Source organism: Micromonospora phytophila, from assembly GCF_023656545.1.
In the GTDB taxonomy this organism is placed as follows: domain Bacteria; phylum Actinomycetota; class Actinomycetes; order Mycobacteriales; family Micromonosporaceae; genus Micromonospora; species Micromonospora phytophila.
Map to the genome: position 1 here is coordinate 1 of NZ_JAMOKF010000050.1, position 24,859 is coordinate 24,859.

Annotated in this window: 24 protein-coding genes and 2 pseudogenes; 10 read left to right on the forward strand and 16 right to left on the reverse strand. The window is 72.1% G+C overall.

What is annotated here, in order from left to right:
- The 3 genes and pseudogenes from NCC78_RS09645 to NCC78_RS09655 form a co-directional block, all read left to right on the forward strand.
- Positions 1 to 187 (forward strand): annotated as a pseudogene (locus NCC78_RS09645) (transcriptional regulator); the annotation flags it as partial.
- Between the two features lie 39 nt (positions 188 to 226).
- Positions 227 to 1,732 carry an aldehyde dehydrogenase gene (adh, locus tag NCC78_RS09650; protein WP_250793589.1) on the forward strand — a complete coding sequence of 502 codons (1,506 nt, stop codon included), beginning with the start codon at positions 227 to 229 and terminating at the stop codon, positions 1,730 to 1,732.
- Positions 1,732 to 2,121 carry a DUF779 domain-containing protein gene (locus NCC78_RS09655; RefSeq protein ID WP_250793591.1) on the forward strand — a complete coding sequence of 130 codons (390 nt, stop codon included), beginning with the start codon at positions 1,732 to 1,734 and terminating at the stop codon, positions 2,119 to 2,121. The genes adh and NCC78_RS09655 overlap by 1 nt, the downstream gene beginning before the upstream one ends.
- A gap of 102 nt (positions 2,122 to 2,223) precedes the next feature.
- Here the strand turns inward: NCC78_RS09655 and speB are convergent, their stop codons facing one another.
- Genes speB through NCC78_RS09690 form a run of 7 tightly spaced genes read right to left on the reverse strand, consistent with a single transcriptional unit; the run spans position 2,224 to position 9,962 of the window.
- Positions 2,224 to 3,237, reverse strand: a complete 1,014-nt coding sequence (gene speB, locus NCC78_RS09660; RefSeq protein WP_250793593.1) for an agmatinase — start codon at positions 3,235 to 3,237, stop codon at positions 2,224 to 2,226.
- Complete coding sequence (locus NCC78_RS09665) at positions 3,234 to 4,436, reverse strand: saccharopine dehydrogenase family protein (protein ID WP_250793595.1); 1,203 nt, start codon at positions 4,434 to 4,436, stop codon at positions 3,234 to 3,236. The genes speB and NCC78_RS09665 overlap by 4 nt, the downstream gene beginning before the upstream one ends.
- Positions 4,436 to 5,857: an NAD(P)/FAD-dependent oxidoreductase gene (locus NCC78_RS09670; RefSeq protein WP_250793597.1), complete on the reverse strand. Its 1,422-nt coding sequence runs from the start codon at positions 5,855 to 5,857 to the stop codon at positions 4,436 to 4,438. The genes NCC78_RS09665 and NCC78_RS09670 overlap by 1 nt, the downstream gene beginning before the upstream one ends.
- Positions 5,854 to 6,654, reverse strand: coding sequence for an ABC transporter permease (locus tag NCC78_RS09675; RefSeq protein ID WP_250793599.1), 801 nt, complete (start codon positions 6,652 to 6,654; stop codon positions 5,854 to 5,856). Before NCC78_RS09675 ends, NCC78_RS09670 begins: the two co-directional genes overlap by 4 nt.
- Before the next feature lie 58 nt (positions 6,655 to 6,712).
- A complete protein-coding gene (locus NCC78_RS09680) occupies positions 6,713 to 7,624 on the reverse strand; it encodes an ABC transporter permease (RefSeq protein ID WP_250793601.1) in 912 nt (303 codons plus the stop codon).
- The gene (locus NCC78_RS09685; RefSeq protein ID WP_250793603.1) at positions 7,621 to 8,772 is read right to left on the reverse strand and encodes an ABC transporter ATP-binding protein; all 1,152 of its coding nucleotides are present in this window, start codon (positions 8,770 to 8,772) and stop codon (positions 7,621 to 7,623) included. The genes NCC78_RS09680 and NCC78_RS09685 overlap by 4 nt, the downstream gene beginning before the upstream one ends.
- Before the next feature lie 5 nt (positions 8,773 to 8,777).
- The gene (locus NCC78_RS09690) at positions 8,778 to 9,962 is read right to left on the reverse strand and encodes a polyamine ABC transporter substrate-binding protein (RefSeq protein ID WP_250793605.1); all 1,185 of its coding nucleotides are present in this window, start codon (positions 9,960 to 9,962) and stop codon (positions 8,778 to 8,780) included.
- A 211-nt stretch (positions 9,963 to 10,173) separates the two neighbouring features.
- Between NCC78_RS09690 and NCC78_RS09695 the strand changes: the two genes are divergently transcribed.
- A complete protein-coding gene (locus NCC78_RS09695; protein ID WP_250793606.1) occupies positions 10,174 to 10,686 on the forward strand; it encodes an Lrp/AsnC family transcriptional regulator in 513 nt (170 codons plus the stop codon).
- Between the two features lie 107 nt (positions 10,687 to 10,793).
- On the opposite strand, the gene NCC78_RS09700 is transcribed toward NCC78_RS09695, so the two are convergent.
- Together NCC78_RS09700 and NCC78_RS09705 are read right to left on the reverse strand one after the other, a co-directional pair.
- Positions 10,794 to 10,982, reverse strand: coding sequence for a DUF397 domain-containing protein (locus NCC78_RS09700; RefSeq protein ID WP_250793608.1), 189 nt, complete (start codon positions 10,980 to 10,982; stop codon positions 10,794 to 10,796).
- A gap of 7 nt (positions 10,983 to 10,989) precedes the next feature.
- Positions 10,990 to 11,118 (reverse strand): annotated as a pseudogene (locus NCC78_RS09705) (Scr1 family TA system antitoxin-like transcriptional regulator); the annotation flags it as partial.
- Positions 11,119 to 11,709: 591 nt separating this feature from the next.
- Here NCC78_RS09705 and NCC78_RS09710 point away from each other — a divergent pair.
- The 3 genes from NCC78_RS09710 to NCC78_RS09720 are packed head-to-tail and all read left to right on the forward strand — an operon-like array spanning position 11,710 to position 15,112.
- Positions 11,710 to 13,056, forward strand: a complete 1,347-nt coding sequence (locus NCC78_RS09710; protein ID WP_250793610.1) for an aspartate aminotransferase family protein — start codon at positions 11,710 to 11,712, stop codon at positions 13,054 to 13,056.
- Positions 13,041 to 13,736, forward strand: coding sequence for a pyridoxamine 5'-phosphate oxidase family protein (locus NCC78_RS09715; RefSeq protein ID WP_250793612.1), 696 nt, complete (start codon positions 13,041 to 13,043; stop codon positions 13,734 to 13,736). The genes NCC78_RS09710 and NCC78_RS09715 overlap by 16 nt, the downstream gene beginning before the upstream one ends.
- Positions 13,736 to 15,112: an NAD(P)/FAD-dependent oxidoreductase gene (locus tag NCC78_RS09720; RefSeq protein WP_250793614.1), complete on the forward strand. Its 1,377-nt coding sequence runs from the start codon at positions 13,736 to 13,738 to the stop codon at positions 15,110 to 15,112. Before NCC78_RS09715 ends, NCC78_RS09720 begins: the two co-directional genes overlap by 1 nt.
- A 113-nt stretch (positions 15,113 to 15,225) precedes the next feature.
- On the opposite strand, the gene NCC78_RS09725 is transcribed toward NCC78_RS09720, so the two are convergent.
- Positions 15,226 to 15,594: a DUF3499 domain-containing protein gene (locus tag NCC78_RS09725; protein ID WP_250793616.1), complete on the reverse strand. Its 369-nt coding sequence runs from the start codon at positions 15,592 to 15,594 to the stop codon at positions 15,226 to 15,228.
- A gap of 152 nt (positions 15,595 to 15,746) precedes the next feature.
- On the opposite strand from NCC78_RS09725, the gene NCC78_RS09730 reads away from it, so the two are divergent.
- Positions 15,747 to 16,196: a metallopeptidase family protein gene (locus NCC78_RS09730; RefSeq protein WP_089001916.1), complete on the forward strand. Its 450-nt coding sequence runs from the start codon at positions 15,747 to 15,749 to the stop codon at positions 16,194 to 16,196.
- Positions 16,197 to 16,266: 70 nt separating this feature from the next.
- On the opposite strand, the gene NCC78_RS09735 is transcribed toward NCC78_RS09730, so the two are convergent.
- The 6 genes from NCC78_RS09735 to NCC78_RS09760 all read right to left on the reverse strand — a co-directional run bounded on the left by NCC78_RS09735 (position 16,267) and on the right by NCC78_RS09760 (position 23,124).
- Positions 16,267 to 16,524 carry a WhiB family transcriptional regulator gene (locus NCC78_RS09735; protein ID WP_088980572.1) on the reverse strand — a complete coding sequence of 86 codons (258 nt, stop codon included), beginning with the start codon at positions 16,522 to 16,524 and terminating at the stop codon, positions 16,267 to 16,269.
- Positions 16,525 to 16,994: 470 nt separating this feature from the next.
- Entirely contained in the window at positions 16,995 to 17,330 is a 336-nt protein-coding gene (locus tag NCC78_RS09740; protein WP_250793618.1) for a phospholipase, read from the reverse strand.
- 25 nt (positions 17,331 to 17,355) lie between these two features.
- Positions 17,356 to 18,750, reverse strand: a complete 1,395-nt coding sequence (locus NCC78_RS09745; RefSeq protein ID WP_250793621.1) for a DUF4331 domain-containing protein — start codon at positions 18,748 to 18,750, stop codon at positions 17,356 to 17,358.
- Between the two features lie 97 nt (positions 18,751 to 18,847).
- Positions 18,848 to 19,126 (reverse strand): hypothetical protein, encoded by a 279-nt coding sequence (locus NCC78_RS09750; RefSeq protein WP_250793622.1) that lies wholly within the window; start codon positions 19,124 to 19,126, stop codon positions 18,848 to 18,850.
- A gap of 169 nt (positions 19,127 to 19,295) precedes the next feature.
- Positions 19,296 to 21,848, reverse strand: a complete 2,553-nt coding sequence (locus tag NCC78_RS09755) for a bifunctional FO biosynthesis protein CofGH (protein ID WP_250793632.1) — start codon at positions 21,846 to 21,848, stop codon at positions 19,296 to 19,298.
- Between the two features lie 373 nt (positions 21,849 to 22,221).
- On the reverse strand, positions 22,222 to 23,124 hold the full coding sequence (locus tag NCC78_RS09760; protein WP_250793634.1) for a hypothetical protein: 903 nt from the start codon (positions 23,122 to 23,124) through the stop codon (positions 22,222 to 22,224).
- Positions 23,125 to 23,224: 100 nt separating this feature from the next.
- Between NCC78_RS09760 and cofD the strand changes: the two genes are divergently transcribed.
- Together cofD and NCC78_RS09770 are read left to right on the forward strand one after the other, a co-directional pair.
- The gene (gene cofD / locus NCC78_RS09765; RefSeq protein ID WP_250793635.1) at positions 23,225 to 24,172 is read left to right on the forward strand and encodes a 2-phospho-L-lactate transferase; all 948 of its coding nucleotides are present in this window, start codon (positions 23,225 to 23,227) and stop codon (positions 24,170 to 24,172) included.
- Positions 24,169 to 24,859 (forward strand): coenzyme F420-0:L-glutamate ligase (locus tag NCC78_RS09770; RefSeq protein WP_250793637.1); only part of this gene is annotated, 691 nt, incomplete at its 3' end. The genes cofD and NCC78_RS09770, both read left to right, overlap by 4 nt.

The following is a 24,859-nucleotide window of genomic DNA, read 5'->3' on the forward strand; positions in this document are numbered from 1 at the left end:
CCCGGCGCTGCTCGCGGCCTGGACCGCGACGCCCGCCGGCGCCGACGACCTGACCGCGTGGCAGGCCCTGGCGCGGGCATTGCCGCCGGGCGCGCCGCGCCGGCCCCTCGCCGTGGCGCGCGTCCACCAGCTCCGCGGGGAGTACGACCTCACGCGCGCAACGTTCCTGCAACGTCCCCGCCACTAACGTGCCCGCCGTCACCCGGAACGGACGGCGGAGGTAACCATGACGCGCTACGACGCGCCCACCCACTGGCAGTCCCGCTACGACCACTTCATCGGCGGTGAGTACGTCAAGCCACACCACGGTCGGTACTTCGAAAACCCCACCCCGGTCACCGGGCAGACCTTCTGTGAGGTGGCCCGGGGCACCGCCGAGGACGTCGAGCGCGCCCTCGACGCCGCGCACGGCGCCGCCGACGCCTGGGGGCGCACCTCGGTGGCCGAGCGGTCGCTGATCCTCAACCGGATCGCCGACCGGATGCAGGAGAACCTGGAGTCCCTCGCCGTCGCCGAGACCTGGGAGAACGGCAAGCCGGTCCGCGAGAGCCTGGCCGCCGACATCCCGCTCGCCATCGACCACTTCCGCTACTTCGCCGGCGCGATCCGGGCCCAGGAGGGCACCCTCGGCGAGATCGACGACGACACCGTGGCGTACCACTTCCACGAGCCGCTCGGCGTGGTCGGGCAGATCATCCCGTGGAACTTCCCGATCCTGATGGCGACCTGGAAGCTCGCCCCGGCGCTGGCCGCGGGCAACGCGGTGGTGCTCAAGCCGGCCGAGCAGACCCCGGCGTCCATCCACTACTGGCTCTCGCTCGTCGCCGACCTGCTCCCGCCGGGCGTGCTCAACATCGTCAACGGCTTCGGCGTCGAGGCGGGCAAGCCGCTGGCGTCCTCGCCCCGGGTGGCGAAGGTGGCGTTCACCGGCGAGACCACCACCGGGCGGCTGATCATGCAGTACGCCAGCGAGAACATCAAACCCGTCACGCTGGAACTCGGCGGCAAGAGCCCGAACATCTTCTTCGACGACGTCAGTTCGTCGCGCGACGACTTCTTCGACAAGGCCCTCGAAGGCTTCACCATGTTCGCCCTCAACTCCGGTGAGGTCTGCACCTGCCCGTCCCGGGCGCTGATCCAGCAGGGCCACTACAGCGACTTCCTGGCCGCGGCGGTCGAGCGGACCAACGCGGTGGTGCAGGGGCACCCGCTGGACACCGACACGATGATCGGCGCGCAGGCCTCCAACGACCAGCTGGAGAAGATCCTGTCCTACCTGGACATCGGCCGGCAGGAGGGCGCCCGGGTACTGACCGGTGGTTCCCGCGCCGATCTGGGCGGCGACCTGTCGGGCGGCTACTACGTCGAGCCAACCATCTTCGAGGGCGACAACTCGATGCGGATCTTCCAGGAGGAGATTTTCGGCCCGGTGGTCTCGGTGACCTCCTTCGCCGACCTCGACGACGCCGTGAAGATCGCCAACGACACGCTGTACGGGCTGGGCGCCGGCGTCTGGACCCGGGACATGAACACGGCCTACCGGGCCGGACGGTCGATCCAGGCCGGCCGGGTCTGGACGAACTGCTACCACGCCTACCCGGCGCACGCGGCGTTCGGCGGATACAAGCAGTCCGGCATCGGGCGGGAGAACCACAAGATGATGCTGGAGCACTACCAGCAGACGAAGAACCTGCTGGTCAGCTACTCCACCAAGAAGCTCGGCTTCTTCTGATGTCCGCCGGTCCCGGCGCGGCGCCCGGTTCGCCGGGCGCCGCGGCGCCCCCGGTCACCCTGACTCCCGCGGCGGCCGAGCTGATCCGGTCGCTGCGGGGGCAGCACGGGCCGCTGATGTTCCACCAGTCCGGTGGGTGCTGCGACGGCAGCGCGCCGATGTGCTACCCGGCCGGCGAGTTCCGTACCGGCGGGTCCGACGTCCTGCTCGCCTCGCTCGTCTTAGACGGCGTGCCCGAGCCGGTCGAGTTCTGGATCTCGGTGTCCCAGTGGGCGTTGTGGAAGCACACCACGTTGACCGTCGACGTGGTCCCGGGCAGGGGCAGCGGCTTCTCGCTGGAGGCCCCGGAGGGCGTCCGCTTCCTCATCCGCTCCCAGCTGGCAACCTGAGGTTCGTCAACATCCAGCGGAGCGGGACGTTGCGGAACGCACCCCACCGGCTACGTCGTTGCCGGACTCGATCGACTAAACCTGAGCAAGGTCTGATGCGCGTCAGCGGGCGTCGAGGAGGGGTTGGCTCGGGTTCCAGGGGGGGCCGCCGGCGGCGTCGCGGCGGCGGCGGGCAATGGCCGACAGGGCCTCCAGGACCACGCGGTTGCCCAGGTACGCGGTGATGTCGGCGTGGTCGTACGGCGGGGCGACCTCGACCACGTCGACGCCGACCACGGGCAGCTCGTAGCAGACCCGGCGGACCGCGTCGAGCAGTTGCCGCGAGGTCAGCCCGCCCGGTTCGGGGGTGCCGGTGCCGGGCGCCATCCCGGGGTCGACGACGTCCACGTCGACGGAGAGGAAGACCCCCTCGCACTCGTCGGTCGCGATCCCGAAGGCCTCGGTGAGGCAGGAGTCCAGACCCCGGGCGACCAGCTCGGTCATCTCGTACGACCGCATCCGCTGCTCGGCCATCCAGGACAGCGTCTCGGGGCCGGGCCAGTAGCCGCGCAGGCCGATCTGGAGGAACCGGTCGCCGCGTACCGCGCCGGACTCGATGAGCCGGCGCATCGGCTGCCCGTGCCCGTGCAGCGACCCGAACTCGATGTCGCCGGTGTCGGCGTGGGCGTCGAAGTGCACCAGCGACACCCGGCCGAGCCCGTGCTGCCGGGCCACGCCGGTGGCGTCGGGCAGCGCGATGGAGTGGTCGCCGCCGAGCACGATCGGGATCGCGCCCGCCGAGGAGACCGCGTACACCGCCTCCTCCAGCGCGGACAGCGACCGTTCGATGTCGCCGGAGAACATCTCCACGTCCCCGGCGTCGTAGACGCGCAGGTCCTGAAGCCCGTCGACCCGCATCGCCAGTGACGGGCGGGAGCCGTCGTGCGGCAGGTAGCAGGCCTGACGGATGGCGGACGGGCCGAACCGGGTGCCGGGCCGGTGCGAGGTGCCCCCGTCGAACGGCGCTCCCACGATGACGATGTCGGCATCGGCGTACGACGACGGCTCGTCGAGCGTGCAGCGGTCGACCCCGAGGAAGGTGATGTCGGGGCCGAACATCGGGCCGTAGCGCGTCACCGCTCCTCCATTCCCCACGGCGAGCCGTAGCTGGTCAGCAGGTCGAGGAAGGGTACCGGGGGCAGCGCCTCCGGCCCGAGCACACCCGCCCCGGACCAGGCGCCGCCGGCGAGCAGTTCCAGGGCGACGACGGGATTCACCGCGGTCTGCCAGACGACGGCCTGGTGGCCGTACTCCCGCATCGACCACTCGTTGTCGACCACGTGGTAGAGGTAGACATCGCGCGGCTTCCCGTCCACACCCACCCCACGCACCCACGTCCCGGCGCAGGTCTTGCCGCGCATCCGGTCGCCGAGGGTGGCCGGGTCGGGCAGGCAGGCAGCGACCACGTCGCGGGGCGAGACCGACACGTCGCCGACGCGGACCGGAGCGACCGAGTCCAGGCCGAGCTTGTGCAGCGTCTTGAGCACCTCGATGGACTCCTTGCCGAGGCCGTACTTGAAGGTGACCCGCTTCGCCGGGACCCAGCGCGGGATGAGGAGCACCTCCTCGTGTTCGACGTTGACGCACTCAACCGGGCCGATGCCCGCCGGGAAGTGGAAGACCTCCGGCTCGCTGAACGGCGCGGTGGTGAACCAGCCCCGGTCGGCCTCCCAGATCACCGGCGGGTTGAGGCACTCCTCGATGGTGGTCCAGATCGAGAACGACGGCGCGAAGTCGTAGCCGTCGACGGTGAGATTCGCGCCGTCGCGCACCCCGATCTCGTCGATTTCGGTGAAGAGCTCGTCGGCGGCGTAGCGGGCGAAGACGTCGGAGAGGCCCGGCTCGACGCCAATGCCGCAGAGGGCGAGGCGACCGGCCGCCTCCCACTGGTCGGCCACCGCGAACTGGTCGTCGCCGAGCTTGACGCCGGTCTCCGCATGCGGCCGCGACGGGTGCGGGTGGGACAGCGACATGGCCATGTCGAGGTAGTCCGCGCCGGCCGCGAAGGCCCCGTCGAAGATCGGCATGACGAAGCGCGGGTCGACCGCGTTGAGCACGTGGGTGATCCGGTGCTCGCGGCAGAGCGCGGCGACCGCGTCCGCCGAGGAGGCGTCGACCTTCGCGGCGACGAAACGCTCACCGTGCCCCTCGACGGCCCGGGCGGCGCGGCTGAGGTCGTAATCGGCGACGACCACGGTCTCGAAGAAGGAACGGCGGGCGGCGATGGCGACAGCGGCGGAGCCGACGCCACCGGCGCCGACGAGCAGGATGCGCATCAGGAATCGAACCCCAAACCAAAACGATCGAGCGTACGGAGCCAGCGGTTGCGCCGGCCTTCGCGCGCGTCGGCGCGGGCCAGGGACCAGCGGGTGAGATTGATGCCGGTGGACCGGAAGGGTTCCGGCGGGAACGGCAGCGGCTTGCTGCGCACCAGGTCGAGCCGGGTCAGCGGGGTGTCCCCGCCGTCGAGCAGGTCGAGCAGCACCCGGGCGCCGAACCGGGTCGCGCCGACGCCGAGGCCGGTGAACCCGGCGGCGTACGCGAGGCGGCCGTCGTAGGCGGTGCCGAAGAACGGACAGAAGCGCGTGCAGGTGTCGATCACGCCACCCCAGCGGTGGCTGAAGCGCACGTCGGCGAGCTGCGGGAACGTGGTGAAGAAGTGGTCGGCGAGGGCGGTGAAGGTGGCCGGTCGTTGGTCCAGCTCGGGGGCCATCCGGTTGCCGTAGTGGTAGATCGCGTCGTAGCCGCCGAAGAGGATCCGCCCGTCGCCGGTGATCCGGTAGTAGTGGAACTGGTTGCCGGTGTCGGCGAGTCCCTGCCGGTTCGCCCAGCCGACCGCCTTGCGCTGCTCCGCGGTCAGTGGCTCGGTCATCAGCGCGTAGTCGTAGACCGGCACCAGGTACGCCCGCAGCCGGCGCAGCAGCGGCGGAAACGCGTTGGTCGCCAGCACCACCCGGTCGGCGCGGACGCTGCCCGGCGCGGCCTGCGCGCCGCCCGCCGTGGTGGCCCGCAGCGCGGCCCCGTCGCGGCGCAGCCCGGTGACCCGGGTGTGCTCGTGGATGCGGACACCGAGTTCCCGGCAGGCCCGGCGCAGGCCCCAGGCCAGCCGGGCCGGATCCAGCATCGCCACCCGGTCGCGGTCCCAGAGCCCGCCGAGGTACGTCGGCGAGTCCACCTCCGCGCGCACCGCGTCGCGGTCGAGCAGCCGCACGTCGTGGCCGTAGCGCCGGGCCAGCTCGGCGTCCTCGGCCAGCCCGTCGAGCTGGTACGGCTCGACGGCGACGGCCAGCTCGCCGGTGCGCTCGAAGTCGCAGTCGATGCCGTACGCGTCGACGGTCGCCGCGATCGCGTCGAGGTTCTGCCGGCCGAGCCATTCCAGCACGTCGACCTCGTCGGGAAAGCGTGCGAGCCCGTTGGCCAGCCCGTGGGTGAGCGACGCGGCGCAGAACCCGCCGTTGCGCCCGGACGCCGCCCAGCCGCAGGTGCCGGCCTCGACCAGCAGCACGTCGCGGCCCGGGTCGTCCCGCTTGGCGAGCAGCGCCGCCCAGAGGCCGCTGTAGCCGCCACCGATGACGAGCAGGTCGGTCTCCGCCGAGCCGTGCAGCGGCGGCAGTGGGTCGGGGCGTTCCGGACGGTCGAGCCAGTAGGGCACGGGCGCCGCGTCGGCGAGCGCCCGGCCGGTATGCGGGAGGGTCATGACGGCCGTTTCGCCCGCCGTCCGGGCAGCGAGCTGGCCAGCACCAGCAGCAGCGCGATCACGAACATGGCGGTGCCGATGACGTTGACCTGCGGCGGGATGCCCCGCTGGGCGGCGCCCCAGACGTACATCGGAAACGTGACGGTGGTGCCGGAGTTGAAGTTCGTGATGATGAAGTCGTCGAAGCTCAGCGAGAAGGCGAGCAGCGCGGCGGCCACGATGCCGGGCAGCACCAGCGGCAGGGTGATCCGGCGGAACGTCTGCCACTCGTTGGCGTAGAGGTCCATCGCGGCCTCCTCCAGCCGCCGGTCCATCCCGGCCAGCCGGGCCTTCACCGTCACCACCACGAACGACACGCAGAACATCACGTGCGCGATGACGATGGTCCAGAAGCCCAACTGCACCCCGCCGGAGACGAAGAGGGCGAGCAGCGACGTGCCCATCACCAGCTCCGGTGTGGCCATCGGCAGGAAGATCAGCACGTTGACCCCGGAGCGACCGCGGAACCGGTGCCGCACCAGCGCGAACGCCATCAGCGTGCCGAGCACGGTGGCGGCCACGGTGGCGATGAAGCCGATCTGGACGCTGCGTACCACCGCCTCGCACATGTCGCTGGTGGCGCAGGGCTGCCGCCAGTTGTCGAGGGTGAACTCGTTGAAGTCGTACGACAGCCGGCTGGACGGGCGGTTGAAGGACAGGCCGGCGACGACGGCGATCGGCAGGAAGAGGTAGCCGAGCACCAGCAGCGCCACGCCCATGACCCAGCGGTCGGCCAGCCAGCGGGAGATCCGGGTCATCAGAGCCGTCCTTCGTTCGCGACTGCGGGGCTCCGCTCGGCTGCACTCCTCGCGCTCATCACAACACCTCGTCCGTGCCGGCCCGGCGCAGGTAGACGAAGACCACCGCGAGGATCGCCGCCATCAGCAGGAACGACAGCGCCGCGCCCTGGGGGTAGTCCAGTCGGACCAGGAACGCCGAGTCGATGACGTTGCCGATCATGTACTCGTTGGGGGTGCCGAGCAGTTCGGCGTTGATGTAGTCGCCGCTGGCCGGGATGAAGAAGAGCAGCGTGCCGGCGACCAGGCCGGGCATCGACAGCGGCAGGGTGACCTTGCGGAACGCCCGCACCGGGCTGGCGTAGAGGTCGCTCGCCGCCTCCAGCAGCCGATGGTCCAGCCGCTCCAGGCTCGCGTAGAGCGGCAGCACCAGGAAGGGCAGGAAGTTGTACGTCAGGCCGAGCACCACCGCGACCGGGGTCGCCAGCAGCCGGCCGTCCGCGCCGAGCAGGTGCACGTCGCGCAGCAGCCCGACCAGCGCGCCGTTGTCCGACAGGATGGTCTTCCAGGCCAGCGTGCGGACCAGGAAGCTGGTGAACATCGGCGCGATCACGCAGACCAGCAGCAGGTTCTTCCACCGGCCGGCCTTCTGTGCGATGGCGTACGCCAGGGGGTAGCCCATCAGCAGCGCCAGCACCAGCGCGATCCCGGCGTAGAGGAAGGACCGGGTGAACTGCGGCCAGTACGCCTGCAACGCCTCCGGGTAGTTGCCAAACGCCCAGGTCAGCGCGTACCCGGTGGAGAGCGAGCCGCTCGGGTCGTAGAGGCTGGCGGCGGCGAGCTGGAACAGCGGCACCGCGAAGAAGAGGAAGAGCCAGGCCGCACCCGGCAGCAGCAGCAGGTACGGCAGCAGGCGGTACCGCCCGGACCGGGCGGCCGGCAGCGGCGCCGACTGCCCGGATCCGGTGGGCACGTGGGCGAGGACGCTCATGAGCTGGCGCCCACCGGTTCGTCCAGCACCGGGGTGGTCCGGTCGTGCTCGCCCGGCTCCCGGTGCAGCAGGAACGCGTGGCGGGGGTCCCAGTGCGCCACCGCCTGCGTGCCCACCGGCAGCCGCCCGTACGCGCCGCTGTTGGCCACGAAGACGGTCAGCTCGCTGCCCCAGCCGGTGCGCAGCAGGTACTGGGTGCTGACCCCGACGTAGGAGGCGTCGGTGACCACGCCGGTGACGTGCTGGTGCCCCGCGGGCACCTGGTCGGCGGAGCCGACCAGGTGCAGCTTCTCCGGGCGTACGCCCAGGTAGACCGGACCCCGGTCGGCCCGGGCCCGGCCGGCGGGCACCGAGAAGCGACCGCCGTGCGCCGAAACCGCCACCTCGCCCCCGCCGGCGCCGGCGGCCTCGGCGGCGAGCAGGTTGGACTGGCCGAGGAAGTTCGCCACGAACGCGGTGGCCGGGAACTCGTACATGTCGGCGGGCGCGCCGAGCTGCTCGATCCTTCCGGCGTTCATCACCGCGACCGTGTCGGCCATGGTCATGGCCTCCTCCTGGTCGTGGGTGACGTGCACGAAGGTGATCCCGACCTCGGTCTGGATCCGCTTCAGCTCGATCTGCATCTGCCGGCGCAGCTTCAGGTCGAGCGCGCCGAGCGGCTCGTCGAGCAGCAGCACCTTCGGGTGGTTGATCAGGGCGCGGGCCAGCGCGACCCGCTGCTGCTGGCCGCCGGAGAGCTGGGCGGGACGGCGCCGGCCGTACCCGTCCAGCTGCACCAGCGACAGCATCCGCTCGACCTGGTCACCGACGGAGCGGATGCCCCGCCGGCGCAGGCCGAACGCCACGTTCTCGAAGATGTCCAGGTGCGGGAAGAGCGCGTAGCTCTGGAACACGGTGTTCACCGGCCGCTTGTACGGCCTCAGCCGGGCGATGTCCCGGTCGCCGAGCAGCACCTGCCCGCTGGTCGGCTCCTCCAGCCCGGCGATCATCCGCAGGGTGGTGGTCTTGCCGCAGCCGGACGCGCCGAGCAGGGCGAAGAACGAGCCCTGCGGGATGGTCAGGCTGAGGTCGTCCACCGCGGTGAAGACGCCGAACCGCTTGGTGAGGTTGGCCAGCCGCAGGTCGCCGGCCGGTGCATCGTGTCCCATCGTTCTCACGCCCCGATTACCTGCTGGAACTTGGCCTCGTACTCCTTCTCCTGCTTCTCGTCCAAGGCCATGAACACCTTGGACTTCGACAGCATCGCCTCGTCGGGGAAGATCAGCGGGTTGGCGGCCAGCTCCGGGTCGATCTTCTCCATCTCCGCCTGGGCGCCCTTGACCGGGCAGATGTAGTTGACGTAGGCGGCGAGCTTCGCGGCGACCGCGGGGTCGTAGTAGTAGTTCATCAGCTGTTCGGCGTTGGCCTTGTGGGTGGCCTTGTTCGGCACCAGCATGTTGTCCGACCAGAGCATCACGCCGGACTCGGGCACCACGAACTTGACCTTCTCGTCCTCGAAGCCGAGCTGGATGACGTCACCGGACCAGCCGATGCACGCCGCGATGTCGCCCTTGGCCAGGTCGGGGGCGTAGTCGTTGCCGGTGAACTTCCGGATCTGCTTCGAGTCCACGGCCTTCTTGAGCTTGTTCAGCGCGTCGTCGAACTGGGCCGCCGTGAAGTTGGCCGGGTCGTGGCCATTGGACTGGAGCAGCAGGCCCATGGTGTCGCGCATCTCGCTCAGGGCGGTCACCTTGCCCTTGAGGTCGGGGCGGGTGAGCAGCTCGTCAACGGTGCGGATCTCCTTTGCCACCTTGCCGTTGTAGGCGAGGCCGGCGAGGCCCGACTGCCACGGGATGGCGAGCTGGCTCTCGGTGTCGAAGGAGCGGTTGCGCAGCGACGGCAGCAGGTTGGCCTCGACGTTGGGCATCTTGGACTTGTCGAGCTTCTGGATCCAACCGAGCCGGATCATCCGGGCGGCCATCCAGTCGGTGAGGACGATGATGTCCCGGTCGGTGCCCTGACAGGCCCCGAGCTGGTTCTGGACCTTGCCGAAGAACTCGTTGTTGTCGTTGACGTCCTCGGTGTAGGTGACCTGGATGCCGCTCTTGGTGATGAACTCGTCCAGGGTCGGCCGCTTGGACTCGTCCTTCTCGTCGACGTCCATGTACTGCGGCCAGTTGGAGAAGGCCAGCTTCTTCTCGGTGCCGGAGAGGTCTTCGCTGACGCAACCGGTCTCGGTCTGCGTGGCGGCCTTGGTGCCACAGCCGGCCAGCGAGCCGCCCGCGGCGAGCAACGCCGCCGAGCCGAGAGTGCCGGTGAGCAGTCCACGCCGGGTGAAGGGCCGAAGGGGAGTTCGCATGTGACGACTCCTAATGGGGGGTCATCGTCGGCGGCGGGACGGGGGTGGCGCGCCGGCGGGGGAGGGTCAGGGTGCGGTGGACGACTGATCCTGACATGAGGTGACCTTCCTTACAAGGGATTCCGTTGCGGGAATAGCTCTGGACGACGAAATACGCCAGACTGCCCGGTGGCACTAGGCTCAGCCCGGGAACCGACATGGGGAGCGGTCGATGACGAACCGGCAGCACGACAACGGCAACGGCGGACGGCGGGTCACCGTCCGTGATGGGGCGAGTCACGTTCTGCTCGACGACGTGGCGAAGCAGATCATCGAGCAGCTCCAGGAGGACGGCCGGCGACCGTACGCGACCATCGGCAAGGCGGTCGGGCTCTCCGAGGCGGCGGTACGCCAACGGGTGCAGCGGCTGCTCGACTCCGGGGTGATGCAGATCGTCGCGGTGACCGATCCGCTCCAGCTCGGATTCCCCCGCCAGGCCATGATCGGCCTGCGCACCAACGGCGACCTGGAGGCGGTCGCCGACCGCCTCGCCGAGCTGGACGAGGTCGACTACGTGGTGATCACGGCGGGCTCGTTCGACCTGCTCACCGAGGTGGTCTGCCGCAACGACGACCACCTGCTGGAGATCCTGCAACGGCTCCGCGCGGTCGAGGGCGTGCTGTCGACCGAGGCGTTCGTCTACCTCAAGCTGCGCAAGCAGACCTACACCTGGGGCACGGCCTGACGCTCAGCCGGTGATCCACTCGACCTGCGGGGTTGATCCACTCGACTTCAAGAAAGTCGGGGTGTCCGCGCCGCCCCGACACCCCGACTTCCATGATCCGGAGTGGATCACGGCTGTCGCAGGTGGCCGACGAAGGACGTCCAGGCGGCGGGTGTGAAGGTGAGGGTGCCGCCGTCGCGGTCCTTGCTGTCCCGCATCAGCACCCGGCCGGGCAGGTTGTCGGCCGCCTCGACGCAGTTGCCGCCGTTGTTGCTGCTGCGGGTGGCGGTGCGCCAACGGGCGTCGGTCATGTCCATGTCTGGGGACCTCCGCTCCGTCCGGCATGCGGGCCAGGACGAACGGCCCCGCCAGTCCGGTGTGCCACGGGTTCTCGGCGGGGATCACCCGGACCTGCACGTGTTCCTGCCGCGCGACCGCCACCAGATGGGCCATCTGGTCCGGCCACCACCGCGGGGTCGCCGACCGGCCGGCGCAGCACCACCTCGTCAATCACGGCCGGGACGCCGGGCCACCCACCGGGACGCCGGGCCACCGGCCGGGATGCCGGGCCAGCCGGATGGTTGGCCACCGGCCAGGTGCGACATGGCGCCTTTGCTCTGCTGCCATGGACGCACCACCCGGGGTCCGCTTACCGGACCCCAGACCGTCGCATGGGAGGCAACAGAACAAAGGGCCCCGACGGCTTGCACCCAGCAGCGCCCGCCACCGCCCGCAGCCCGCGCGTCACTGTCGGAACGCAGCGTGGGTCACTGTCGGAACGCAGCGTGGGTCACCGTCGGGAGACAGCGCCCGTCACCGTCGGGAGACAGCGCGGGTCGCTGTCGGAACACAGCGCCACCAGGCTTGATCGGTAGGAAACGGTGATGCGGATTCCGTTGCTCAGGCGGTGGCCGTTCGCTGAATCCGTTGTCGAAAGCCTCGTGAACCACCGATCTCACTTGCTTTCCGGAGTCGGACTGTGGGATAACCGTGGGCAGAGCGGCCGGTGTCCCCCTGACCGGCCCGAGACCCGATGGGGCTGACATGGCCAACGCCACCGACCACCTCTGGATGCACTTCACCCGGATGGCCAGCTACTCCGCCGGCGAGGTGCCGACCATCGTGCGCGGCGAGGGCGCGTACATCTGGGACTCCCAGGGCCGCCGCTACCTAGACGGGCTCGCCGGGCTCTTCGTCGTCAACGCCGGCCACGGCCGGACCGAGCTGGCTGAGGCCGCGGCCAAGCAGGCAGGCGAGCTGGCCTACTTCCCGCTCTGGTCGTACGCCCACCCGAAGGCCATCGAGCTGGCCGAGAAGATCGCCTCGCTGACCCCCGGCGACCTGAACCGGGTCTTCTTCACCACCGGCGGTTCCGAGGCGGTCGAGGCGGCGTGGAAGCTGGCCCGGGCCTACTTCAAGCGCACCGGCCAGCCGAACAAGCACAAGGTCGTCAGCCGCTACATCGCGTACCACGGCACGTCGATGGGCGCGCTGTCGATCACCGGCCTGCCCGGCATCAAGAGCGACTTCGAGCCGCTGGTGCCCGGCGGCATCAAGGTGCCGAACACCAACTTCTACCGCGCCCCGGAGCACGGTGACTCCGCCGAGGCGTTCGGCCGCTGGGCCGCCGAGGAGATCGGCCGGGCCATCGAGCGGGAGGGGCCGGACACCGTCGCCGCGGTCTTCCTGGAGCCGGTGCAGAACTCCGGCGGCTGCTTCCCGCCGCCGCCCGGCTACTTCGAGCGGGTCCGCGAGATCTGCGACGCGTACGACGTGCTGCTCGTCTCCGACGAGGTGATCTGCTCCTGGGGCCGGCTGGGTGAGTACTTCGGCGCCGTCCGCTACGGCTACCAGCCCGACATCATCACCACCGCCAAGGGCATCACCTCCGGCTACGCCCCGCTCGGCGCGATGATCGCCAGCGAGCGGCTGATGGAGCCGTTCCTCACCGAGACCGGCATGTTCGCCCACGGGGTGACCTTCGGCGGCCACCCGGTCTCCTGCGCGGTTGCCCTGGCCAACCTGGAGGTCTTCGCCCGCGAGGACCTGGTCGGTCACGTCCGCGCCAACGAGGACGCCTTCCGGTCCACCCTGGAGAAGCTGCACGACCTGCCGATCGTCGGCGACGTGCGCGGCGACGGCTACTTCTACGGCATCGAACTGGTCAAGGACAAGGTCACCCGGGAGACCTTCGACGAGGCCGAGTCCGAGCGGTTGCTGCGCGGTTTCCTCTCCACCGCGCTGTTCCAGGCCGGGCTCTACTGCCGGGCCGACGACCGGGGCGACCCGGTGATCCAGCTGGCCCCGCCGCTGATCGCCGAGCAGCAGCAGTTCGACGAGATCGAGCAGATCCTGCGCAACGTGCTCACCGAGGCATGGGCGCGGCTCTGAGTGCCGACGACGGGGCCGGCTCCGGACACACCGGGGACCGGTCCCGCGTCGACCCGGGGGTGGGTGGCACGCCCCGCACCCGGGTACGCCGGTTACCCGAACTCGCGGTGCACGACCGGGCGGCGCTGCACGCCGTCCTCGACGCCGGGCGGATCGGCCACCTGGCGATCGCCGACGGCGTCCAGCCGTACGCCCTTCCCGTCGCCTACGCCCGCGACGGCGACCGGGTGCTGCTGCACGGCTCGACCGGCAGCCGGCTCTTCCGGCACCTCGCCGCCGGCGCGCCGGCCTGCCTGACCGTCACCCTGCTGGACGGCCTGGTGCTGGCCCGCAGCGCCTTCGCGTCCTCGATGAACTACCGCTGCGCGATGGTGCTGGGCGAGCTGACCGCCCTCGACGGTGGCGAGAAGCTCACCGCGCTGGAACGGATCTCCGAGCACCTGCTGCCCGGCCGCTGGGCGGCGATCCGGCCACCGTCGGCGAAGGAACTGGCCGCGACGCTGGTGCTGGCGCTGCCGCTCACCGAGTGCTCCGTCAAGGTCAGCGCCGGCCCGCCGGACGATCCGCCCGACGACCTGGACCGCGAGGTGTGGGCGGGGGTCGTGCCGGTGGTCGAGTCGATGGGGACCCCGGAGCCCGACCCGGCGCTTCGCTTCGACCTGCCGCCCCCGGAGTGGTGATGCGCTACCAGGACCTGTCGTACTGGCTCTCCTCGGTGGACGAGCCGCTGACCCCGCGCGCGCCGCTGCCCGGGGACGCCGACGCCGACGTGGTGATCGTCGGGGCCGGCTACACGGGGCTGTGGACGGCGTACTACCTGGCCGGGGCGGATCCGAGCCTGCGGATCATCGTGCTGGAGGCGGAGATCGCCGGCTACGGGGCGTCCGGCCGCAACGGCGGCTGGTGCTCCGCGCTCCTGCCCACCTCGCTGCCCGCGCTGGCCCGCCGGCACGGCCGGGACGCCGCGATCGCCATGCAGGCCGCCATGCACGCCACCGTGGCCGAGGTCGGCCGGGTCGTCGCGGCCGAGGGCATCGACTGCGACTGGGCGTACGGGGGGACGGTGGTGCTCGCCCGCACCGGTCCGCAGTGGGGCCGGGCCCGGGCGGCGGTGGACCAGGCGCGGGAGTACGGGTTCGGCCCGGAGGACCTGGCGCTGCTCGACGCCGGCGAGGCGTCCGCCCGCTGCGCCGCGGAGGGGGTACGCGGTGGGACGTACACCCCGCACTGCGCCGCGGTGCACCCGGCCCGGCTGGTCCGCGGGCTGGCCCGGGCGGTGGAACGCCGTGGGGTCACCATCCACGAACGCACCCCGGTGACGCGGATCCGGGCCGGCGCGGCGGTGACGCCGGCCGGGACGGTCCGGGCGCCGGTGGTCATCCGGGCGACCGAGGGCTACACGCCGCGGCTGCCGGGGCAACGCCGCACCGTCGCGCCGGTCTACTCGCTGATGGTCGCCACGCCCCCGCTGCCCGCCGACACCTGGGAGCGGATCGGGCTCGCCGAGCGGGAGACGTTCTCCGACCATCGGCACGTCATCATCTACGGCCAGCGCACCGCCGACGGGCGGCTCGCCTTCGGCGGCCGGGGCGCGCCGTACCACTTCGGGTCCCGGGTCTCCCCCGGCTACGACCGGGAGCCGGAGGTCTTCGCGGCGCTGCGGCGTACCCTCGGCGAACTGTTCCCGGTGCTCGGCCCGGACGTGCCGGTGACCCATTGCTGGGGTGGCCCGCTCGGGGTCGCCCGGGACTGGGCGGCCTCGGTCGGCTTCGACCGGGTCGCCGGGCTGGCCTGGGCCGGCGGCTACGTCGGTGACGGCGTGGGCGCCAGCAATCTCGCCGGGCGCACGCTGGCCGACCTGATCCGCGGCGAACGCACCGACCTGACCGCCCTGCCCTGGGTCAACCACCGCTCCCCCAGGTGGGAACCCGAACCGCTGCGCTGGCTGGCCGTCAACGCCGGCCTGAAGCTGATGTTCTCGGCCGACGCCGCCGAACTCCGCTCCGCCCGCCCCTCCCGCCGAGCCACCCTCTTCACCCGCCTCCTAGGCCACTAACCCCACCCCACCCGCCCCCACCCCACGCGTTGATCATGAGGTTAGCGGCGGCTTCGAAGATCAAAAACGCCGCTAACCTCATGGTCAACGCCGGAGTCCAGAGGACGCGGGGGTTAGTGGTTGGGGGGGATTACGCGGAGGTGGCCGCGGCGGCCGGTCTGGGGGGACTGGTGGAGGTCCTGGTCGTCCTGCGGGGGGCGGGGCGCCACCGGGCGGGCGGCCTCGCGGACGGCCTCGGCGAGGGCGACCAGGTCGTCGGTGGTGGGCGGCGGGGGCTCGAACTCACCCTCGTGCCGGACCACGTCCCAGCCGCGCGGTGCGGTGAGGCTGCGGGCGTGCGGCTCGCAGAGGTCGTACGTGTGCGGCTCGGCGAAGGCCGCCAGCGGCCCCACCACGGCTGTCGACTCGTTGTAGACATAGGTCAATGTGGCGACCGCTTGCCGGGGGCAGCCGTTACGGGAGCAGCGCCGTGGTGACCTCACGGCGGCAGGGTATCCCCATTACCGGGTCCGGCGCACCGCTTCGCGTTGCGACACGCCCGTCACGGTGATCACAATTCCTCCGGCGTGGCCGCGCCGCGCCGCGCCAGCGGCGCTGCCGCAGGCCAGGTCGGCGCGGGGGCTAACCTTTCCTCATGACGAGCCCGGAACACCGCCGCCCCGGCCCCGGCCGGCGCGCCCACCGTGACCGGCACGGGCGCGGGCTGCGCGGGCGGCTCGTGCCGGCGACGGTGCCGCTGGCCCGCACCAAGGCCGAGATCTTCGACGACCTGGTGCTGGACACCGTCGAGACGTTGGAGCGGCGGTTCGCCAAGGAACTGGCCGGGGTCGAGTTCGCGGTGGAGGACGTCCCGCCGGATCTCAACGTCTACGACTCGGACGTGCTGGAGGACGGCGAGGTGCCGCTCGCCCGGCTGCTGCCGGGCCGTCCGGGCCGGCAGGAGGTGCCCCCGCGGATCGTGCTCTACCGCCGGCCGTTGGAGTTCCGCGCGATGGACCGCGAGGACCTCGCGGATCTCGTGCACGACGTGATCATCGAGCAGGTGGCGAACCTGCTCGGGGTCGACCCCGACGAGCTGGCCTGAGCCGCCGCCCGGGTGACCGGTCCCGCTGCGCCTGAGCCGGGCGGCCCCCACCGCCCCGGCCCGGCAACGCTCAGGCGACCCGCCGCTTGAGCTTGCGCCGCTCCCGCTCGGAGAGCCCACCCCAGATCCCGAACCGCTCGTCGTGGCCGAGAGCGTATTCGAGGCATTCGGTCTTGACCTCGCAACGCGAGCAGATGCGCTTCGCCTCACGGGTCGAGCCGCCCTTCTCAGGAAAGAACGCCTCCGGGTCGGTCTGCGAGCACAGCGCCCGCTCCTGCCACTCCGGCGCGTTTCCGAGCAGGTCGGCCACCTCAAGCTGGCCGTCCATCAATTGCCTCCTTGTCGCGCACCGGCGTCATCGCCGCTGCAACCCCCCACGCGAAAGGCGTGCTTGTCCGTACGGTCCCGATTTGTTGCGTTCCGCGCGAACAACCCCATTCAAATTACACGCGTGTAATGCGTGCGCCGTCAAGCCGAACTTGATAATGGAGTCGCCCTCCCGACAACACTCCGGACGGCCACCCGGCCGCCCAGCCTCGCAACCTGCCCTATCGATTCAGACCCCGGCCGAGTAACGCCCTCTCCGGCGAGTTGCCCGACTTTTCTCCCGTGGCGCACCTCCCCTGCCCCGACCGGGCGCGCCGTTGCAGACCCCAGAGGACCACCCACCACAATCGGTTGATCTTGATGGGCCACAGGTTAACCCGACTCGCCGCCGACCGCCCGTCGAGGCGTAAACGTCGACAGCGCCCCGTCCACAATGTGGACGGGGCGCAACGGCCGGAAGGTGCCGGAGGCTCAGCCGGCACCCGGTGGAGTGCTGCTCGGCCAGGCGAATTCGGCGATCTCCCCACCCGTCACGGAGATCGCACCGGCAGGCGTGCGGTCGTCCCACCAGACGGTATAGAGACCGGCCGGCAGATCCGGGTAGACGGCACTGTGGAACGTCCCGTCCTGCACCCTGCGCTCCCGCACCGCCGAGTGCGTACGCGGCGCGCCCTCCCGGCTGATCTCGATTTCGCGGCCGTGCAGATCCCGGCCGGTGTAGACGATCAAGGCACCGGTGTCACCGCCGAGATCGAGGACGACGGCGCCGGTCTCCGTCGGCCCGTACGCATGCGTTTGCTCGGTCATGCCCCTCCTTCCGGTTCGGGACGGATCAGGACGACGCCGGCGGATTGTTGAACCCGTCGTACGGCGTGCCCAGGTAGGGGAAGTTGCCGAGGAACGGGGCCGTCACGTCGGCGGCGCTCAGCCCCGGGGTGACCGCGGCGGCGGCCGCGTCCGGCCGGAACGCCCGGTCCACCAGCGGCACGGTCAGCCCGGCGATCGCCCGCAGCGAGATGCTCACCACGTCGTCGGTGACCCGGCGCCCGTTGGGGAAACCGGCCAGGTCCCCGCCGAGCACACCGAACCGGTCCGGCTCACGGCTCGGCTTGATCGCGGTGTTCAGCCGCAGCATGTCGGCCTGGATGTCGCCGGTGGCGTTGGTGAAGCCGTCGATCAGCCCGTCCGGGATGCCGGTGAGCAGGATCGCCACCAGGTCGGCCCGGGCCTTCTTCGACTTGTTCAGCTCGTCGAGGTTGGGGAAGACGTCCGGGTAGAGCGCCGGCAGCAGCGCGGCCAGCTCGGGCTGCTCGACGAACTTCGCGAACAGCTTGTCCTCCGAGGGCGGCAGCGAGTTCCACAGGTCCTTCTTGGACATCGGCACGACGACCTCGTTGAACAGCGGGTTGCCCAGCCGGGAGACCTGCGTGAACGGCCCGGCGGCGGCGTCCGCCGCCCCCCGGTCGCCGAGCACCCGCACCTGCCGCCGGGAGGCCGACGTCCAGACGCCGATTACCGAGGCCCGGTCGCCCACGCCGTACCGGTTGGCCTTGCGGCGCACCCTGTTCAGCGGCACCTGCACGGCGAGGCTGTGCACGTTCATCCGGTCGGTGGCGTTGACCGGCTCCCCCTCGGCCTTGAAGATCTTCTTGCCGGCCACGTGCAGCTGCTGGAACGGCCGCAGCGTGCCCAGGTCGAAGATGGCGCCGAGGTCGACGAAGAAACCGTCCGCCCGCTGCCCGGCGAAGACCCGCTCGCCAGTGGAGAGCGTGTACGTGGCCTGACGCACCAGATCGACGTACTTCGGGGTGGAGAGCGGCCCGACGTTGCAGGGCGGGCAGGGCAGCTTGTGCGCGAGCCGGTGTTCCCGGCCGTCGGCGATCCGGGTCAGGCTGTAGAACTGCCGCCGGTTCCAGTTCTTGCTGTCCAGCGAGTCGATCGGTCCGGTGTTGTAGAGAAAGCTGTTCGGATTCGTGATCTCGGTGGTGAATTCGAACCGGTAGGTGACGTCGGCCCGGCCGTCGCCGTCGTTGTCGACATGGATCTCGTACCGCACGTCGTCGCCGAACTCGAAGAAGTTCGGCCCGCCCGAGGGGAGTTGCAACGGCACGTAGTTGGCGATCAACGTCACCGAGTCGGGACGGTCGGGGCTGACGAAGGCGTACAGGTCGGAGGAGTCGGCGACCGGGTCCTTGGCTATTTCCGGCGCCTCACGGTGCGAAGACATGGCGGACCAACCTCACTGTGCGGGAAAGAGGATCGAGAGCCGACCGGGCGCCGATAGTCCACGCCGGGCCGGTGAAGTGACGGCGGAGCAGGGCGGGTCAGCGCCGGGCGGCGCGCCGCAGCCGGTCCGCCAGGCCGCGGTCGCGTACCTCGATCCGGGACGTGCCGACGAAGACGTCCATGGTCCCGGACTCCGCGTCCCGCAGGTGCACGACGATCGGGTCGTCGGCCCGGCCGGCCGCGCTCGGGGCGTTCTGCGCGGCCGACAGGCCCGGCACGGTGAGGGCGGCCGCGCCGAGCGTGGCGCTCGCCGCCGCGGTCAACGTCTGCCGGCGGGTCAGTCGCGGCCAGGGCCGCTTCCGCTGATCACTGGTCATGGGCAACCTTTCCGGCGGCGGCGCGAGCGCGCCCGCGATGACGGACCGGAGACCCGGCGCCGCGCGTGACGCGCCACCGGCCCCCGGGCGAGGGGGTGCCGGCGGCGATCCTCGCCGCAACCGCCGCCGGCACCCGGTGGTACGGCCGGCGGCGGGGAAAGGTTCGACGCTACGGGCGCGCGTGACCGTACGCGGTCGTCCGCTTGCGCGCCGGCCGTCCGGCGGCCGTGGCGATGGCGACCAACTGCTCCTCGGTACGCGCGGACCCGTTGCCGGAGCCGGCCATCCGGGAGATGGTCTCCTCCATGAGCGTGCCGCCGAGGTCGTTGCAGCCGCCGCGCAGCATCTCCACGGTGCCGGAGTCGCCGAGCTTCACCCAGGAGCACTGGATGTTGTCGATCCGCCCGTGCAGCAGCAGCCGGGCCATCGCGTGCACCACCCGGTTCTCCCGCCACGTCGGCCCGGGGCGGGCGATGCCGGCCAGGTAGATCGGGGCGTTGGTGTGCACGAACGGCAGCGCCACGAACTCGGTGAAGCCGCCGGTGCGGTCCTGCACCCCGGCCAGCACCCGGAAGTGCGCCAGCCACTGCGCGGGGTGGTCGACGTGGCCGTACATCATCGTGGAGCTGGAGCGGATGCCCAGCTCGTGGGCCGTGCCGACCACCTCGACCCAGGCGGCGGCCGGCAGTTTGCCCTTGGTGAGCACCCAGCGCACGTCGTCGTCGAGGATCTCCGCGGCGGTGCCCGGGATGGTGTCCAGGCCGGCGTCGCGCAGCAGGGTCAGCCACTCCCGCACCGGCACGCCGGCCTTGGCGGCGGCGGTGACGATCTCCATCGGCGAGAACGCGTGCACGTGCATCCCCGGCACCCGGGCCTTGATCGCCCGGACCAGGTCGGCGTAGACGGTCACCGGCAGCTTCGGGTCGATGCCGCCCTGGAGGCAGACCTCGGTGGCGCCGGCCGTCCACGCCTCCTCGGCCCGGTCGGCGACCTGGTCCACCGAGAGCCGGTAGGCGTCGGCGTCCCGCTCCCGCTGGGCGAAGGCGCAGAACCGGCAGCCGACGTAGCAGACGTTGCTGAAGTTGATGTTGCGGTTGACCACGTAGGTGACGTCGTCGCCGACCGCCGTCCGGCGCACGTCGTCGGCCAGCCGGCACAGCTCCTCCAGCGCGGGCCCGTCCGCGGCGAAGAGCGCCAGCGCCGCGTCGGTGTGCCGGGGCTCCAGCAGCGCCGCCGGGTCGGCGGCCGCTAGCCGCAGCCCGGCCCGCAGGTGGGGATCGGTCGGCCCGGCCGCGCCGGCCCTCTCCGGTACGCCGGCCGCCCGCTCGGACGCCTCGGCGCTGACCCTGCCGGCCACCTCGGACCAGTCGCCGTAGACGTGGTCGAAGTCGCCGCGCCGGTCGCCGGTCCGGCCGGCGGTGTCGATGGTGGCGTGCAGGTCGGTCCGCCCGCCCGGCACGTACGCCTCGTCGGGCTCCTGCCACGGGCGGCCGACCGGCCGGGCGTCCTGGACGGCGAGGCCGGTCTCCGCGTCGGCGAGGGCGGTCACGTGCGGCAGCAGCCGCGGGTCGAGCCACGGGTCGCCGGCCCGGACGTACTCGGGATAGACGGTGAGCCGCTCGCGCAGGGTGAACCCGGCCGCGGCGGTGTGCCGGGCCAACTCGTCGAGCTGCGGCCAGGGCCGCTCCGGGTTCACGTGGTCGGGGGTCAGCGGGGACACCCCGCCCCAGTCGTCGATGCCGGCGCGCAGCAGCAGGTCGTACTCGCCCTCGATGAGGTTGGGCGGGGCCTGGATGCGGGCCTTCGGGCCGAGCAGCACCCGGGCGACGGCCACCGTGGCGGCCAGGTCGTGCAGCTCGGCGTCGGGCATGCCCCGCATCGCGGTGTCCGGCTTGGCGCGGAAGTTCTGCACGATCACCTCCTGGAGGTGGCCGTACTCCCGCTGGGCCCGGCGGATCGCGAAGATCGCGTCCACCCGCTCGGCGGGGGTCTCCCCGATGCCGATCAGGATGCCGGTGGTGAACGGCACCCCCACCCGGCCCGCGTCGTCGAGCACCCGCAGCCGGACCGCCGGCTCCTTGTCCGGCGAGCCGAAGTGCGGGCCGCCCGGCTCCGACCAGAGCCGGGTCGCCGTGGTCTCCAGCATCATCCCCATGCTCGGGGCGACCGGCTTGAGCCGTTGCAGCTCCGACCAGGAGAGCACCCCCGGGTTGAGGTGCGGCAGCAGCCCGGTCTCCTCCAGCACCGCCACCGCGCAGGCCCGCAGGTAGTCCAGCGTGGAGTCGTAGCCGCGCTCGTCCAGCCACCGCCGGGCCGCCGGCCAGCGCTCCTCGGGCCGGTCGCCGAGGGTGAACAGGGCCTCCTTGCAACCCTGCGCCGCGCCGGCCCGGGCGATCGCCAGCACCTCGTCCCGGTCCAGGAACGCCGCCGGCAGCCGGTGCGGCACGGTGGCGAAGGTGCAGTAGTGGCACCGGTCCCGGCAGAGCCGGGTCAGCGGGATGAAGACCTTCTTGGAGTACGTGACCACGCCGGGCCGCCCGGCGTCACGCAACCCGGCGTCGCGGACCGCGCCGGCGACGTGCAGCAGCTCGTCCAGCGCGGCGCCCCGCGCGGCCAGCAGGGCGGTGGCCTCGTCGACGTCCAGCGCCCGCCCGGACGCCGCCCGGCCCAGTGCCCGCTTCACGCTGGCGTCACTCGGCCCCGGCTCGCTGCGATCAACCATCCGCCCAGCCTAAGCGCTCACCCACCCCGCCCCGCCCACCCCGGCCCGCCCGATGGGAATCCCCACCCCACCCTTCCCCTCCCGCCCTGCCCGGCCCCGCCGCGTCCCGCCCCGCCCCGCCGCGTCCCGGCCCCGGCCAGGCCCCGATGATCAAGAGATTTTGGCCCTGGGAAGCGCTCCCGGAGGACGCAAACCTCTTGATCAACGCGGGCGAGGGAGGACGGGCACGGGCGAGGACGGGCCGGGCCGGGGCCGCGCCCGGGGGCGGAGGGCTGGGTTGAAAGGGCGGGCGCAGGGGGCGGTGGGGCTGGAAAGGGTGAGCGCCCCGCGCGGTGACGCGTCGGGGCGCTCAGGAGGGACGGTGCCGCCCGCGTCAGCGGGGAGTGTCGGGGTTGTCGCCGGGGTTGATCCGCTGGGTGCGGTCGGGCTCGCCGTCGGTGTCACGCGGGATGGCCTGGGTGGGCTCCGCGGACTGGCGCGGGATCGCCTGGGTGGGGTCGGCCGAGGGCGGCTGCCCGAACGGCGGGGCGCCCTGCGGCGGCCCGAACGGGGACGCGGACTGCGGCGCCGGGTTGACCGGCGGGGCCGGGTGGAACGGCGAGGCCGGCTGGCCGTACGGGTTGCCGTACGGGCCGGGCGCCGGCCAGCCGCCCGGCTGGCCGGGGAACGAGGGCCTGCCCGGCTGGCCGGGGACCGGAGGCCCGCCCGGCTGGCCCGGGGCCGGATGGCCGCCCTGCTGGTGCGGCCAGCCGGGCTGCGGCTGGCCGTACACGCCGGGCTGACGCTTCGGCCGGGGCACGTGGTAGAGCGTGCGCCAGATGCGGTAAACCACGAACGCGGCGACCGCGAAGACCGCCAGCCAGGCGACCCGGGTGAGCAGGCCCAGGAAGGCGTCGAGGACCTCACCCTCGGCCAACCGGCCGACCGTCCAGATCAGGAAGGTCAGCCCGCCGAGCACGGCGCTGGCCGCGTACTCGCCAAGCGCCACCTGGGTGATCAGTTTCGCCTTCGGCACCACCGGTCGCACGTGCGTGGCGAGGAGCACTGCGAGCACCGGCAGCACCACCGCCTCCCACCCGAGGAAGATGAAGAAGGCGCTGCCGGCGCGGCCGGTGAAGCTGCCGTACTGCGTGGGTGTCAGCAGCCGGATCAGGCCCACGAAGAGGAACACGGCGTTCGCGGCGAGGAACACCAGCGCGGCGGGTTCCCGCAGTGGTCTGGTCAGCTGGGTGGCCTGCGTCGCGTCGGGCGACGCGGGCTCGGCGGGGCTGGTCACGAAATCCCCCTGGACGGCAAAAGCGGACAGTTGGCGACGTGAGCCTAGTCTCCCGGGCCACCGGCGGACCGGAGGCGGCCCGTGCGCGAGGATGGTCGGCATGCGCATCGTGGTTCTGACGGGCGGCATCGGGGGCGCCCGGTTCCTGCTCGGCGTCCGGGCGTACGCCCGCGAGGTCGGCGCCGAGGTGACCGCCGTGGTCAACGTCGGCGACGACCTGCTCCTGCACGGGCTCAAGGTCTGCCCCGACCTGGACAGCGTCATGTACACCCTGGGTGGCGGGGCCGACCCCGAGCGGGGCTGGGGACGCGTCGGGGAGAGCTGGACGGTCAAGCAGGAGCTGGCCGCGTACGGGGCCGAGCCGAGCTGGTTCGGCCTCGGCGACAAGGACATCGCCACCCACCTGGTCCGCACGACGATGCTCAACGCCGGCTATCCGCTGCACGCGGTGACCGAGGCGCTGGCGACCCGCTGGCAGCCCGGCGTGCGCCTGCTGCCGGCGACCGACGACCGCCTGGAGACCCACGCGGTGGTGGACCTGGACGGCGGCCAGCGGGCGATCCACTTCCAGGAGTGGTGGGTGCGCCACCGCGCGGCGGTCCCCACCCACCGGTTCGTCTTCGTCGGCGCGGAGACCGCGAAGCCGGCGCCCGGCGTGGCGGAGGCGATCGCCGGGGCCGACGTGGTTTTGATCGCGCCGAGCAACCCGGTGGTGAGCATCGCCCCGATCCTGGCCGTGCCGGGGCTGCGCGCGGCGGTCGCCGACGGCCCCGCCCCGGTGGTCGGCGTGTCTCCGATCATCGGGGGCGCGCCGGTGCGCGGCATGGCCGACCGGTGCCTGGAGGTGCTCGGCGTCGAGTGCAGCGCGGCCGGCGTGGGCCGGCTCTACGGTGGCCGGCCGGCGGGCGGGCTGCTCGACGGCTGGCTGGTCGCCGAGGAGGACGCGGGCACCGTGGTGCCGGAGGTGACGGTCCGCGCCGCGCCGCTGCGGATGACCGACGAGGCGGCGACGGTGGCCATGGTCCGCGCCGCGCTGGAGTTGACATGAGGCTGGAGATCCTGCCGGTGCCGGGCATCGGCCACGTGTCCGAGGGCGACGACCTGGCGACGCTGATCGCCACCGCCGCGCCGTGGCTGCGCGACGGCGACGTGCTGGTGGTGACCAGCAAGATCGTCTCCAAGGCGGAGGGACGGCTGGTGGACGTCCCGGCCGACGGGCCGGAGCGGCTCGCCGCGCGCGACGAGGTGCTGGCCGCGGAGACCGCGCGGGTGGTCGCCGCCCGGGGCGCGACCCGGATCGTGCAGACCCACCACGGCTTCGTGATGGCCTCGGCCGGGATCGACGCCTCCAACGTGGACAAGACCCGGCTGGTGCTGCTCCCCGAGGATCCGGACGCCTCCGCGCGGGCGCTGCGCGCCGCCCTGCGCGAGCGCTACGACGTGGATGTCGCGGTGATCATCAGCGACACGATGGGGCGGCCCTGGCGCAACGGGCTCACCGACGTGGCGCTCGGCGTCGCCGGCATGCCGGCCATCCGCGACCACCGGGGCGAGATCGACCCGTACGGCAACGAGCTCCAGCTCACCCAGATGGCCGTGGTGGACGAGCTGGCCGGCGCGGGCGAGCTGATCAAGGGCAAGTGCGACCAGGTGCCGGTGGCGGTGGTGCGCGGCTACCTCGGCGCGACCCGGGCGGGGGACGACGGCGCCGGCGCGGCGGCGCTGATCCGCGACG

Excerpts from the sequence above, each read along its gene's own strand:
- adh (WP_250793589.1), top strand. The coding sequence starts at position 227 with ATGACGCGCTACGACGCGCCCACCCACTGGCAGTCCCGCTACGACCAC.
- NCC78_RS09655 (WP_250793591.1), top strand. The coding sequence starts at position 1,732 with ATGTCCGCCGGTCCCGGCGCGGCGCCCGGTTCGCCGGGCGCCGCGGCG.
- NCC78_RS09665 (WP_250793595.1), bottom strand. The coding sequence starts at position 4,436 with ATGCGCATCCTGCTCGTCGGCGCCGGTGGCGTCGGCTCCGCCGCTGTC.
- NCC78_RS09670 (WP_250793597.1), bottom strand. The coding sequence starts at position 5,857 with ATGACCCTCCCGCATACCGGCCGGGCGCTCGCCGACGCGGCGCCCGTG.
- NCC78_RS09675 (WP_250793599.1), bottom strand. The coding sequence starts at position 6,654 with ATGACCCGGATCTCCCGCTGGCTGGCCGACCGCTGGGTCATGGGCGTG.
- NCC78_RS09680 (WP_250793601.1), bottom strand. The coding sequence starts at position 7,624 with ATGAGCGTCCTCGCCCACGTGCCCACCGGATCCGGGCAGTCGGCGCCG.
- NCC78_RS09685 (WP_250793603.1), bottom strand. The coding sequence starts at position 8,772 with ATGGGACACGATGCACCGGCCGGCGACCTGCGGCTGGCCAACCTCACC.
- NCC78_RS09690 (WP_250793605.1), bottom strand. The coding sequence starts at position 9,962 with ATGCGAACTCCCCTTCGGCCCTTCACCCGGCGTGGACTGCTCACCGGC.
- NCC78_RS09695 (WP_250793606.1), top strand. The coding sequence starts at position 10,174 with ATGACGAACCGGCAGCACGACAACGGCAACGGCGGACGGCGGGTCACC.
- NCC78_RS09700 (WP_250793608.1), bottom strand. The coding sequence starts at position 10,982 with ATGGACATGACCGACGCCCGTTGGCGCACCGCCACCCGCAGCAGCAAC.
- NCC78_RS09710 (WP_250793610.1), top strand. The coding sequence starts at position 11,710 with ATGGCCAACGCCACCGACCACCTCTGGATGCACTTCACCCGGATGGCC.
- NCC78_RS09715 (WP_250793612.1), top strand. The coding sequence starts at position 13,041 with ATGGGCGCGGCTCTGAGTGCCGACGACGGGGCCGGCTCCGGACACACC.
- NCC78_RS09720 (WP_250793614.1), top strand. The coding sequence starts at position 13,736 with ATGCGCTACCAGGACCTGTCGTACTGGCTCTCCTCGGTGGACGAGCCG.
- NCC78_RS09730 (WP_089001916.1), top strand. The coding sequence starts at position 15,747 with ATGACGAGCCCGGAACACCGCCGCCCCGGCCCCGGCCGGCGCGCCCAC.
- NCC78_RS09735 (WP_088980572.1), bottom strand. The coding sequence starts at position 16,524 with ATGGACGGCCAGCTTGAGGTGGCCGACCTGCTCGGAAACGCGCCGGAG.
- NCC78_RS09740 (WP_250793618.1), bottom strand. The coding sequence starts at position 17,330 with ATGACCGAGCAAACGCATGCGTACGGGCCGACGGAGACCGGCGCCGTC.
- NCC78_RS09745 (WP_250793621.1), bottom strand. The coding sequence starts at position 18,750 with ATGTCTTCGCACCGTGAGGCGCCGGAAATAGCCAAGGACCCGGTCGCC.
- NCC78_RS09750 (WP_250793622.1), bottom strand. The coding sequence starts at position 19,126 with ATGACCAGTGATCAGCGGAAGCGGCCCTGGCCGCGACTGACCCGCCGG.
- NCC78_RS09755 (WP_250793632.1), bottom strand. The coding sequence starts at position 21,848 with ATGGTTGATCGCAGCGAGCCGGGGCCGAGTGACGCCAGCGTGAAGCGG.
- cofD (WP_250793635.1), top strand. The coding sequence starts at position 23,225 with ATGCGCATCGTGGTTCTGACGGGCGGCATCGGGGGCGCCCGGTTCCTG.